The organism is Hymenobacter sp. R533113, from assembly GCF_056835965.1.
This window is the reverse complement of record NZ_JAKWBD010000009.1, coordinates 58674-70753: the sequence shown is the minus strand read 5'-3', so window position 1 is coordinate 70753 and position 12080 is coordinate 58674. Positions and strand designations below refer to the sequence as shown.

The following is a 12080-nucleotide window of genomic DNA, read 5'->3' as shown; positions in this document are numbered from 1 at the left end:
CAAACTATAAAACAGCTGATTAGCCATGTTTAACGAAGCGTTTGATTTAGCCCCCGGCGAAGTTTTGGCCGACCGTTTTGACCTAGCCGACGAAGCGCCTGGACTCCCCGCGCCAGTATCGGCCGCTGAGCTGGCCGCATGGGAAGTCGCCCCTTGGTTCTAGCCGCTTTTTTCTCACTCCATTCCCATTGCAGCAGTATGAAAACCATCCTCACCACTCGCCCCGCCCTTCGTATTCCCGCCGCCCGCTTAGCACGTCTGCGCGCTGACAATGCCGCCAGACATCAGGCCCGCGAGGATGCCTGGCAGGCCCGCCAGGATGCCGCCGCGCAGCTGACCAACCCCACGCCCGAGTTTACGCCCGCCCCCCGCTTAACGATGCTGCCCGGCGGCTTGCACTGGTCGAATCAAGCACCGGTGCCGGCCATCGGAGCCACCGTAACGGTGAACCGCGAGGGCCACGCCGAGCGGGCCGAGGTGAAAGGTTACTGTCACGCAGCGGGCTTTCTCGGACTGGTAACGGAAACGACTCACCACGCCAAGACCGGCCGCCGCAAGGTCCGCAGCCCCCGCGCCGGGTGCGTATTCGGCAGCCAGTTAGCCCTTGCCGCCTAGTCTGCTTACGGGGGCCATGAGGGTGGCCCCACTTTTCCTTTCCTTCATTCTTAGTCAGTAGCTTATGTCTTCCACTCCCCGCCCCCTGACCTTGGACCAGGCTATTAAGCTGGCCCAGGAAAATATCCAGACCAGCCATTTTATCATTATCGAAACCTGTCTGGGCCAGGTCGATGTACCAGCCAGCTTCAACCAGGTAGGCGGGGGTGGCATTACCGGCCGGGACGGGCTCTATTACTCGCAGTGGAGCAATGAGAAGGGCGAACTGCTCATCCTGTTTGCCGGCTTGGGCCTCTTCACCTACCGGCTGGATTATGAGCGGATGCCCGAAGGGCTGCGCCAGTGGCATTTGCAGCCCGCCGCGTCCGCCGATAAGGCCAACAGTCGCCGCTAATCTTTCCTAATTAACGCCCTTTCCCTTCGATATGATAACTCCCGCCCCCGCCCCGAAGCAGCCCGAAATCAGTTCCTCGCAGTGGCTCAACTCCGTGACCCCTTGCCCGCAGTGGGTAGGCTATCCAACCCGTCTGAGCTTGCCAATAGACTTGGATTGGTCGGGTGATACGGTAGTGCCCGAAATTGGCTCCCGCGTTCATATTTATATGAATGGCTTTGGCCCGGCCGAGGTGAAAGCCTATTTCCATGCGGACGGGTACTTGGGCGTAATCTGCCAGCCGGACGAAATGCCGGACTGGCACCAAAAACAAGCCCCAAGCGTGACGCTAGGTCATTTTTTTGGCCGCGAGTTAGAGTCGCGCAAGCTGACGCCGGCACCGGCAGCCGCCGTAGTAGCGATGCCGCAGGAGGACGAGTTGGGCCGTTTATCGGACCAGCTTGACCAAGCCCACGAGGCCAACGGCAATAACCCGGCTATTAACCGGCCGGACGACTGGATACCGGAATACGCCGACGACAATTAGGACCGCGAGGAGTACCCTGAGCATCCCGAGGACGAGCAGCGCGACTACCCGGAGGACGGCTACCAGGCCGCCGAAGCCGAGGCGCTAGGCGACCTCTATCATAGCCAGTTCCAGGACTAAGCCCACCGGACAGGCCTAACCAGCCCCGCAGTTTATTACACTCCTGATGTTACCCAACCTTCCCGCCATTGAAACCCGCGCCGACTGAATAGTTGGCGTAGTTGGACGAGGCGCCAGCGACCACGTTGTTGATGTTGAGGGTGTTGCCGCCGGAGGTCTGTATCTGCACGCAGGCGGGTTGGGTGTCGTTGTTGGTGATGTGGGCGCGAGGGGGCTCGTCGCTGCACTTCTTGCTGCAACTGCTAGCCGCGAAATGGCCAGGGATTTGACGGGCTCAAGCATAGCGAAAAGGGTAGCACAAGCGGCACTTGGCTGGCTATTCCCGACGGCTCAGGGCAAACGCGAGCCCCATCGAAAGCTTCAGGCCGCCGGGTGACTGAAGGCGTACGGCGTCGCGCAGGGACTGCCGGGAAGGCTCCTCCAGGTAGGCGATGGGGTCGTCGCCGAGCACGAAGCCGTAGCCGAGGGTGCCAAGCAGGGCCAAACGCGGCGTGGGCTGCCAGCGCAAGCCGCTGCGCAGATGCAGCAGGTTGGTGGAAAGGAAGTTGACGTGGGCTTCCTCGCTGCTGGTGAAGGTGTGGTCGAAGACGCGGTGGGCTTCGGTTACGCGGACGTCCTGCGGCCGCCGCTGTGCACTAGGTGTATAGTCCCAGCGTGAGGTGGGTCGGGTTGCGGGTAAAGATAGTGGGGTTCTGTTGCCACTGGGTACAGACAAATTCGTGCGGGGTCAGGCCTCGCAGGGTCTTCAAGCGCTTGGCGTGATTGTAGGCCAGCAAAAAGGCTTGCAGGTGCTGGTTTAGCTCGCCCGTGGTCTGGTAATGGAAGCGCTGGACGGTGGCTTCTTTGATGGTGCGGTTCATGCGCTCCACTTGGCCATTGGTCCAGGGGTGAGCTGGCTTGGTCAGCCGGTGCTGCACGCCGTATTCCCAGCAGATGCGGTCAAAACTGTGCCCACCCGGCAGGAATTGGTGCGGCTGGGGCGTGAACTGGACGCCGTTATCGGTCAGGACAGTGTGCACTTTGTAGGGCAGCTTGTCGAGCACGCGCCGCAGAAACTCGGCCGCGACGACCCGTTTGGCCCGCGGATGGAGTTCGGCAAAGGCCACCTTGCTGGTCCGGTCAATGGCCACAAAGAGATACTGCTTGCCTTCTTCGGTCTGGACCTTGGCAAAATCGACGTGCAAATAGCCGATGGGGTAGTCCTTGAATTTCTTTTTCGGCGGGCTTTGCCCGTCTTCGTTCAGGGGCAAGCGGCTGATGCCGTGGCGTTGGAAACACCGGTGCAGGGCGGAGCGCGACAGGTGCGGAATCGTCGCTTGCAGCGCGTACAGGCAATCATCCAGTGCCAGCAGGGTGTGCCGACGAAAGGCGACGGCAATGGCTTCCTGCTCGGGGCTAAGCACTGTGGAAACCGGTTCAGGTCCCATGCGTGCATCCAGGACGGTGGGGCGCTTGCGCCACTTGGCCACCGTTTTCGGGTTGATGCTGTAGCGCGTGGCTAGGCTTTGTAGGCTTTCCTGGCTGTGTTGGATAGCGCGCCGTATTGCCGCCGTTGTGCGGGCGCTGCCGTGGAGTACTTGTCCCATAGGTCTGTGCGAAATTCCAGCCCGGAAAATACACCATCACTCCTTGGGACTATACAACTAGGTTGGCCCCGAAAAAGGGCGAGACCCGGTGCCCGGGGGCGAGTTAATACGTGGCCCCGACGCCCACTTTGGGGCCGGTGATGCTGGCCCCCACCCCGGCGTTCAGGTCCAGCCGGCGGGTGAGGAGGTGGCTCACGTCGAGGCCCCACCCGTAGGGCGCCCCCCACCCGCGCGTGAGGCCGGGCAAAGTACGCGGGTAGTGGCGGGCCGGTGCGGGCGCCTCCTGCGCCTGGGCGGCCACCGCTGGAACAGAAAGGGCCAGCGCAGCGAGGACAGGTTGGGAGAAACGCATGTGAAAAGGTTGTTTTCGAGCAGGAGAAGGGCAAAGAGGCTGCGTTGCCCGTGGCTGGCTAGGCCTTTGGGTTGTCGACGAGGGCAGCCGGGGGCTCGGCCTGGGCCAGCAGCCCCACCCGCACGTACTGCACCAGCCCCGCGCGGTTCCACCAGAACAGGCCGAGGGCCAGGACGATGTACAGCCAGCCCATGTCGGTGAGCAGCTGCACGCTGCGGGCCTCTTCGTGCTCGAATACCCACGCCAGGGCAAACTGCACGCTGAACAGACCGAGCAATATGGCCGCGCTGGCCAGGCTCAGGCGCAGGCGCAGCAGCAGGGCCACGGCGAACAAGGACTGGGCCGCCGTGAGGAAGAACTCCTCGTGCTGGCGGGCATCGAGCGGAAAGCCGGTCAGGTGGCCGGCCCCGAAGGCGTAGACCACCGGAATCATGCCCACGAGCAGGGTCCACTGGTTGATTTTGTCGCTGACCAGGGCCCCGAGGGCGGCCGTGGGGCGGTTGTTGAACACGAAGAGCACCACCAGTACCACTTCGGGCACCTCGCTGGCGAAGGGGGCCACCCACTGCACCAGCAGGAACTGGTTGACGCCCAACTGGCGGCCGGCGGCCAGCAGGGATTCCGCAAACGGCTCGGCGGCCATGATGATGACGGCCACGGCCACCACGGTCAAGACGCCCATAATGAGCCATTGCTGCCGGACGGGCAGGGTCACCAGGGCCGCCGCCGGGCCTACTTCATCGTCATCGTCTTCCGCTTCTTCTTCGGCGTCGTGGTCGGCTTTGGGCAGCTTGCTCAGGCGCCAGAGGTAGGCGGCGAAGATGCCCACCAGCACCACGCAATCAACGAGGCCAATGCTGCCCCGCCACACGATGACGAAGGAATAGAGGCTGGCCAGGGCCAGGTAGGCGATTTCGGCGGCGTTGTCCCAACTCAGCTCTACTACTTTTTTGCCGCTGTGCCACCAGTAGAGCCCCACGATGAGCGGCCAGCCCGCCCCGATGAGCAGGCGGTTGGCCCCGGTCATGTTGGCGGCGGCGAAGCCGGCGTAGGCCGAGCCGGGGTGCAGGCCGGCCTGGTAGGTGTAGTACAAATCCACGGCGTACTCGGGCAGCACCGTTACCAGCGCCAATACCCCGATAACCAGGCCCTGCGAGACGTGTTCCTCGGCCGCCTCCGCGCCCCACGAGAGCAGGAAGCCGGCCCCGAGAATGGCCACGAAGAACACGGCCGCTTCCAGCACGGGCGTGAGGTGGGTACCCGTGAAACGGAGGTAAAAGCCGGGCAGGGTCGCGGCCACGGCCAGCGCTACATAAAGGAAGAATTTTCTCATGAAGAGGGCTTATAAAGAGGGGTGCATTTTAGTCATCGGTTTCCGGGCCGCTGCCTTTGCCCTGCTGGGCTTGCAGGTAGTAAGCCCCGTTGACGACCACCTGCGCGTTGGCCGGCAGCTTGTCCACGGGCGTAATGGCGGTGAAGCCCTTGGCCGAGGGACCGGGGCGCACCTCGTATTTCTGGTAGATGTATTCGGTGCCGGTTTCTTCCTTGCGGGTTTTTACCAGCACGTAGATGTACGAGGACTCCCCCTCCGGCACGAGGGCCGCGTCGGGCACGGCGGTTACGGCGGCGGGCGCGGCGGGCGCGTCCACGTCGATGATGGCGTTGACGAACAGGCCGGGCAGCAGCTGCTCGTTGCGGTTGTCGTCGAGCACGGCGCGCACCTTCACCGTTTTGGTGGCCGCGTCGAAGGCGGGGTCGATGTAGGAAACTTTGGCCACAATGCCGGCCAGGCCGGGCAGGCTCGGGAAGGTCAGGTGCACCGCCTGGCCGACGTGGACCTGGCCGAAATCCTGTTCAAACACCCGCAGCTCCACGAACAGGCGGCGGGTGTCGAGCACCTCGAATATTGGCGCGGCGGGCGTGACCGACGCGCCCAACGCCAGCCCCGGCTGGTAGCGCAGGCGGCCGGTGAGCGGCGATTTCACCGGCAGGCGGCTCACGATGCGCCCCGCCCGTAACGGGCCCAGGGCGATGCCGAGCGTGGTGAGCCGGCTTTCCAGGCTGCGCAGCGTGGCGCGGGCGGCGTTGTAGTTGGCGGCGGTCTGCTGCACGTTTTTGGCCACGCCCACCTGCTCGGCCAGCAGGGCTTTCTGGCGGCGGTAGTCGGTTTCGAGAAACACGAACTGGTCGCGCTGGGTGAGGTAGTCCTGCTGGAGCTGCACGAAGTCCGGGTTTTCCAGCTCGGCCAGCACCTGGCCCTGGCGCACCGGCTGGCCCTCGGTCACGGGCAGGGACCGGATAATGCCGCCCTGGTAGGCGCTCACGCTGGCCCGGCGCTGCGGCGGCAGGCTGATGGTGCCGGTGGCTTTGACCACGTTGCTCACGTCCTGGGCCGTGAGGCGGCCAAGCTTGAGGTTAATAGCGGTGACCTGATTCTGAGAGAGCTGCACCTGGTTGGGGTCCAGCGGCGGGTCGGTTGGGCGGGCGGGGGCCGACTTTTTTCAGCGTCGGCGTCTTCGTCCGGCTCCTGGCGGTTGCAGCCGCCCAGCAGCAGCGACAGGGCCAGCAGGGAGAGCAGGGGGAAATGGGGGAACGTCATAAGAAAAGGCGTGGGGCCGGCGCTAGTTGCGGCCCAGCAGGTAGGTCAGGGCGATGATGCTTTGGTTGTACTGATTCAGCGCGTCGAGGTACTGCCCGCGGATGCCGTAGGCCTGCGTGAGGGCGGCCACGTACTCCACGTAGCCCACTTCGCCGGCGCGGTAGCTTTTCTCGGCCACCCGCACGATTTCCTGGGCCTGCCGCAGGCCCGCGCTTTCGAGGTAGCGCAGGGCCTCGTCGGCTTTGCTGACTTCCTGCACCTGCTGCATAAAGGCGGTTTGCACGTTGTTGCGGGTGGTGGCCAGGTCAGCTTCGGCCACCTTGATGGCCAGCGCGCCGGCCTGGGTGCGGCTGCGCTGGGCCCGGGCGAAGATGGGCACGTTGATGCCCAGGCCGTAGCCGTAGTAGCCGCCCTGGCCGGCCTGGGTCTGGCGGTTGTAGGCGGCGGTGAAGTCGGGCAGGTTGCGGGCCTTGAGCACTTGCTGCTGGGCACGGGCCACCACCACTTGCTGCTGAAACAGGGCCAGGGTGGGGTTGTCGCGGGCCAGGGTGGTGTCGGTGAGGGCGGCGGGCGGCGGCAGCTTGCGCAGGGCATCGGCGGGCAGCTCGAAGGCTTGCGGGGCGCCGAGCACCCGCTGTAATTCGCGGTCGAAGATGCGGCGGTCGGCCTCGGCCTGGCGGTGGGCCACTTCCACTTCGCGGGCGCGGGCCTGGGCCGAGACCTGCTCCAGGTACGAGGCCTCGCCGAGCTGGTAGCGGATGGCCGCCGCCCGGGCAAAGTCTTGGTAGAGGCTGTCCTGGTTGGTGAGCAGGCGCAGGCGGGCCGCGCCGTAGGCCAGCTGGTAGTAGGCGGCCTGCACGTCGCGGCGCAGCCCGGCCTGGGTCACGGCGCGGGTGCGCTCGCTCAGGGCCACCTGCTGGCGCAGGGCTTTCGCCTGGCGGGTGTAGACGGTGGGAAACTCCAGGCTCTGGGCCACGCCGTAGGTGCGGTTGCCGGAGAGTGCGGCGTTGCTGTCGAAGCTGTAGCTGAGGCCCGTGCGGCCGGGCTCCGTGGCCGTGCCAAGTAAGGCCTGCTGCTGCTGCACCGAGAAGTTGGCGCTCTGGATGCCGGGGTTGCCTTTCAGGGCCTGGCTCAGGGCCGCGTCCAGGGTCAGGGCCGGGGTGGTGACGGCGGCGGGGGTGACGGGCCGCGTTTGGCCGTAGCTCCGGCCGGGAAGCAGGAAGCCGGCCGCGAGCAGCAGCAGGGCCACGACCCCAGCAATTGGATGAGCGCCCGTCGGGGCATTGGCGGGCGAAGCCACGGGCGCGGGGAGCGGCTCCGGCGTTTCCGGCATCTCCGGCGTGGCCCCGCACCCGTCCTTCAGAAACAGGCTGTAGAGAATGGGCAGCACCACCAGCGTGAGCAGTGTGGCCGTGACCAATCCGCCGATAACCACGGTGGCCAGCGGGCGCTGCACCTCGGCCCCGGCCGTGTCAGACAGGGCCATGGGCAAAAAGCCCAGCGAGGCCACGGCCGCCGTCATCACCACCGGCCGCAGGCGGGCCTGGGTGCCGAGGCGCACCCGTTCCAGCACGTCGTGGATGCCGTCGGCTTCGAGGCGGTTGAACTCGCCGATGAGCACGATGCCGTTGAGCACGGCCACCCCGAACAGGGCAATGAAGCCGATGCCCGCCGACACGCTGAACGGCAGCCCCCGCGCCCAGAGCGCCACCACGCCCCCAATGGCCGAGAGCGGAATGGCCGTGAAAATCAGCAGCGACTCCTTCAGCGAGCCGAAGGTGAAAAAGAGCAGCACGAAGATGAGCAGCAACGCCACCGGCACGGCAATGCTCAGCCGGTGCTGGGCTTCGATGAGGTTCTGGAACTGGCCGCCGTAGGTGATGTAGTAGCCGGGCGGCAAGGGCAGCTGCTTGGCCAGCACGCCCTGAATGTCCTGCACCACGCTTTGCACGTCGCGGCCCCGCACGTTCAGGCCCACGGTGATGCGGCGCTTGCCGTCCTCGCGCGAAATCTGGGCCGGGCCGTCTTTGAGCGCAATCTCGGCCACCTGCCCCAGCGGCACCTGGGCGCTGTCGGCCAGGGCCACCGGCAGGGCGCGCACGTCGTCGATGCCGGTGCGGTGGGCCGAATCGAGCCGCAGCACCAGGTCGAAGCGCTTGGCGCCCTCGTACACCGTGCCGGCGGTGGCCCCGGAAAAGCCGGTGGCCAGCACGTCCGACACGTCGGCCACGCTCAGCCCGTACTGGGCCAGCCGGTCGCGGTTGAAGTCCACGGTGATTTGGGGCAGGCCGGCGGTGCGCTCGGCGGCCACGTCCTGCGCCCCACTGATGGGCGCAATCAGGGCGGCCGCCTGCGCGCCGAGCGTGGCCAGGCGGGCCAGGTCTTCGCCGTAAATCTTCACGGCCACGTCCTGCCGGGCCCCGCTAATCAGCTCGTTGAAGCGCAGCTGAATGGGCTGCGAAAACTCGTAGCTGATGCCGGGCAGCACTTGCAGGGCCGCTTTCATCTTGTTGGCGAGGGCTTCGCGGGAGCTGGCCGAAGTCCATTCGGCGCGGGGCTTGAGCAGGATGGTGACCATGGCTACTTCAATCGGGTCGGGGTCGGTGGGGATGTCGGCCACGCCGATGCGGCTCACCACGCCGTTCACCTCCGGAAACTGCTTCCGCAGAATGGCCCCGACCTGGCCCGTGGCCGCCACCGTTTGGCCCAGGGCCGTGCCGGTGGGCATCCGCAGCTCAATGGCCATGTCGCCCTCGTCCAGCGTCGGGATAAATTCACCGCCCAGCGTGCGAAACAGCAGGTACGCCCCGGCCAGCAGGCCCACCGCCAGGCCGAGCACGAGGGTGCGGTGGCGCAGCGACCCAGCCAGCAGCGGCGTGTACAGTCGCTGCACCCGCGCCATGAGCTTGTCGGAAAACGACTCCTTCGTGTCGGCCTGGCGGCTCAGGGCCAGCGCGGCCATCATGGGCACGTAGGTGAGCGAGAGAATCAGGGCCCCAACGATGGCAAAGCCCACGGTTTCGGCCATGGGCCGGAACATCTTGCCCTCGATGCCGGCCAGGGCCAGAATGGGCAGATACACCATCAAAATGATGATTTCCCCGAACGAAGCCGACTGCCGGATGCGGTGGGCCGCGTCGTACACCGTCGCGTCCATCTCGGCCGGCGTGAGCGCGGGCGCGCCGGCGGGCCGGCCGTGGGCCACCCGCGACACGATGGCCTCCACGATAATGACGGCCCCGTCCACGACCAGGCCGAAGTCGATGGCCCCGAGGCTGAGCAGGTTGCCCGATACGCCAAACAGGTTCATCATGATGATGGCAAACAGCATGGCCAGCGGGATGACCGAGGCCACCACCAGCCCGGCCCGCCAGTTGCCCAGGAACAGGATGAGCACGAAAATCACAATCAGTGCCCCCTCCATGAGGTTTTTGGTCACCGTGTGGATGGCCCGCCCAATGAGGTCGGAGCGGTCGAGGTAGGGCTCAATAATCACCCCTTTCGGCAGGGATTTCTGGACCTGGGCCATGCGCTCCTTCACGCGGCCCACCACCTGGTTGGAATTCTCGCCCTTGAGCATGAGAATCACGCCGCCCACCACCTCGCCCTCGGTGTTGCGGGTCATGGCCCCGTAGCGCACGGCCGCGCCGAAGCGCACCGTGGCCACGTCGCGCACCAGGATGGGCGTGCGGGCCCGCACGGCCACCACCGTGCGGCCCACGTCGTTGAGCCCGCGCACCAGGCCCAGGCCCCGGATGAAGTAGGCCCGCGGGCCTTTCTCGATGTAGGCGCCGCCGGTGTTGCGGTTGTTGACTTGCAGGGCGGTCAGCAGCTCGCTCATCGTGATGCCCGTCTGGCGCAGGCGCTGCGGGTTCACGGCCACCTCGTACTGCTTGCGGTAGCCGCCGAAGCCGTTGATTTCGGCCACGCCGGGGATGCCGGCCAGCTGCCGGCGCACCGCCCAGTCCTGCAGGGTGCGCAGGTCCATGGCCGTGAACTGCTTTTCGTAGCCTTTGGCCGGGCGCAGCACATACTGGTAGATTTCGCCCAGGCCGGTGCTGATGGGGGCCAGCTCCGGGGTGCCCGAGCCGGGCGGAATCTGCTGGATGGCGTCGAGCAGCTTTTCGCTCACCAGCTGGCGGGCGCGGTAGGGGTCCATGTCCTCGCGGAAGACGATGGTCACGTTGGACAAGCCGAAGCGGGAGATGGAGCGGATTTCAATCACGCCCGGCACGTTGGCCAGGGCCAGCTCGATGGGAGCCGTGACGGTCTGCTCGATTTCTTGGGTGGCCAGCGCGGGCGAGATGGTGTTGACCTGCACCTGGTTGTTGGTGATGTCGGGCAGCGCGTCGATGGGCAGCTGGGTCACCGAGTACCCGCCCCAGGCCACGAGCCCAAGCACCAGAAAGCCGATAAGCAGCTTGTTGTGGATGGAAAAGTGAATGATTTTATCAAACATGCGCTGCTGAGCTCGTGGGAGGGGCCGCTAGGCCACTTAAAAAAGAGAACTGCCGTGACGCCGGTCGCGCTGCCGTTGGAGAGCGGAACGATAACCGCCCGCTCCCGCAGCCGGGCTGGCAGGACTCGCTGCACGTGCGGATACAACCAGTAGGCCAGCTCCGTGGAAACGATGCCCACGCCGGCGCCGGCCAGCACGTCGGACAGCCAGTGGTTGTCTTTAACCACGCGCAGGGCCCCGGTGACGGTTGCGACGGAGTACCCGCCGACACTGTACCAGATGCTGCGGCCGCCGTATTCCTTGTGCAGAAACGTCGCGGCGGAAAAGGCGGCGCTGGTGTGCTGGCTGGGAAAGGAATCGAAGCTGTTGCCTTGCGGCCGTTCCACGTGGGTCAGCCGCTTCAGATTGCTGGTCAGGGTGTTGTTGATGATGTACGTTAGGGTGAACAATGCCGCTTGACTCAGCGTACCGTGTTGGCCTTTCACGCCGAGTAAGCTCAACCCCAGGGCGGTGTAGGCGGGCACATGGCGCAGTTGGTCGTCGATACTGGTCCGCACGCGGGGCAGATGCTCGCGGCTTTCTTCCCGCACTACTTCATCGGTTTCCAGCAGTTCTATTCGCTCAGTCGTCAGCGCCCCCGCTCCCAACAGCAGAGACGGTAGCAGTAGCCGATGCACGCTTGCTTTTCGTTGCGGGGCAACCACGGTCGTATCGGCGTGGGCCACTGGCCGTCGTTGCCCCATGCTCTGAGTCGTCCGGCCGCACCACAGGAGTACGCACACGCTCAACCGGCAGAAATCAACAAGACCAAGTCGGGGACGCCGCATTTTACTAGCTCAATTAATTGGATAGCTAATTGTACGGTCCTCCGACAATCCGACCATCGCGCTCCAGCAGATACAACTGCGGCGCACGACCAGGTTGCTCCAGCTGCACCTCATAGAGGGTACGCGCCGGGCTGGTGACCAGATGTAACACTGTAAGGCGGCGGCCGCTGAATCGCGCTCTCAAGGTGGTCAGAATACCTGCCGGCACGTCAAATAGCAGCAACTGCTGGTGCGTTTCCCAAATCATGCCGGCCGGGGTCACCCAGGTTTCTACCGTGAGGTGGTTAACTTCAAACTGCACCACGTAGCCATAAGGATGAGCCTGCCACACTAATGGGGGAAGATGAGAACCAAATTTCTGGTGCAGGGCCGCCATGACCGTAGGGGGTAGTGGGGCGGTAGAGGGAGTGGCCCTTTTTCCCAGCTTATAAGGTGCCTGAAACAGATACGTGCTGCCTGAGGCTGCCAAAGACAAGTCCGCCGGACCGACCATAAGGGCACCGACCGCGAAAAAAGCAGACAGCCGGGCGCGGGCAAGCAAACAGCATAGGCAGTCAAAGACATAGCTGCCATTCACCCGGGGAAGGAAGTTAACGGCACCA

12 protein-coding genes are annotated in these 12080 nt (G+C 65.0%); 4 read left to right on the top strand and 8 right to left on the bottom strand.

The features are described 5' to 3' along the window. The first annotated feature begins 25 nt into the window (after window positions 1-25). The 4 genes from MKZ35_RS06785 to MKZ35_RS06770 all read left to right on the top strand — a co-directional run bounded on the left by MKZ35_RS06785 (window position 26) and on the right by MKZ35_RS06770 (window position 1535). Window positions 26-163: a hypothetical protein gene (locus MKZ35_RS06785; protein WP_482512478.1), complete on the top strand. Its 138-nt coding sequence runs from the start codon at window positions 26-28 to the stop codon at window positions 161-163. Between the two features lie 35 nt (window positions 164-198). Beyond that, complete coding sequence (locus tag MKZ35_RS06780; RefSeq protein WP_482512477.1) at window positions 199-615, top strand: hypothetical protein; 417 nt, start codon at window positions 199-201, stop codon at window positions 613-615. Window positions 616-679: 64 nt separating this feature from the next. Continuing rightward, window positions 680-1009, top strand: a complete 330-nt coding sequence (locus MKZ35_RS06775) for a hypothetical protein (RefSeq protein ID WP_482512476.1) — start codon at window positions 680-682, stop codon at window positions 1007-1009. 31 nt (window positions 1010-1040) lie between these two features. Then, a complete protein-coding gene (locus MKZ35_RS06770) occupies window positions 1041-1535 on the top strand; it encodes a hypothetical protein (protein ID WP_482512475.1) in 495 nt (164 codons plus the stop codon). 436 nt (window positions 1536-1971) lie between these two features. Here MKZ35_RS06770 and MKZ35_RS06765 read toward each other — a convergent pair whose 3' ends face one another. The 8 genes from MKZ35_RS06765 to MKZ35_RS06730 form a co-directional block, all read right to left on the bottom strand. Further along, on the bottom strand, window positions 1972-2370 hold the full coding sequence (locus tag MKZ35_RS06765; RefSeq protein WP_482512474.1) for a hypothetical protein: 399 nt from the start codon (window positions 2368-2370) through the stop codon (window positions 1972-1974). Next, a complete protein-coding gene (locus tag MKZ35_RS06760; protein WP_482512473.1) occupies window positions 2291-3241 on the bottom strand; it encodes an IS481 family transposase in 951 nt (316 codons plus the stop codon). The genes MKZ35_RS06765 and MKZ35_RS06760 overlap by 80 nt, the downstream gene beginning before the upstream one ends. Window positions 3242-3344: 103 nt before the next feature. After that, window positions 3345-3593 carry a hypothetical protein gene (locus MKZ35_RS06755; protein WP_482512472.1) on the bottom strand — a complete coding sequence of 83 codons (249 nt, stop codon included), beginning with the start codon at window positions 3591-3593 and terminating at the stop codon, window positions 3345-3347. Between the two features lie 58 nt (window positions 3594-3651). Further along, window positions 3652-4926, bottom strand: coding sequence for a sodium:proton exchanger (locus MKZ35_RS06750; protein WP_482512471.1), 1275 nt, complete (start codon window positions 4924-4926; stop codon window positions 3652-3654). A 28-nt stretch (window positions 4927-4954) separates the two neighbouring features. Next, window positions 4955-6043, bottom strand: a complete 1089-nt coding sequence (locus MKZ35_RS06745; RefSeq protein ID WP_482512470.1) for an efflux RND transporter periplasmic adaptor subunit — start codon at window positions 6041-6043, stop codon at window positions 4955-4957. 171 nt (window positions 6044-6214) lie between these two features. Beyond that, entirely contained in the window at window positions 6215-10651 is a 4437-nt protein-coding gene (locus tag MKZ35_RS06740) for a CusA/CzcA family heavy metal efflux RND transporter (protein ID WP_482512469.1), read from the bottom strand. Then, a complete protein-coding gene (locus tag MKZ35_RS06735; RefSeq protein ID WP_482512468.1) occupies window positions 10558-11478 on the bottom strand; it encodes a phosphatase PAP2 family protein in 921 nt (306 codons plus the stop codon). Before MKZ35_RS06735 ends, MKZ35_RS06740 begins: the two co-directional genes overlap by 94 nt. 25 nt (window positions 11479-11503) lie before the next feature. Next, entirely contained in the window at window positions 11504-12019 is a 516-nt protein-coding gene (locus MKZ35_RS06730) for a hypothetical protein (RefSeq protein WP_482512467.1), read from the bottom strand. Window positions 12020-12080: the final 61 nt, after the last annotated feature.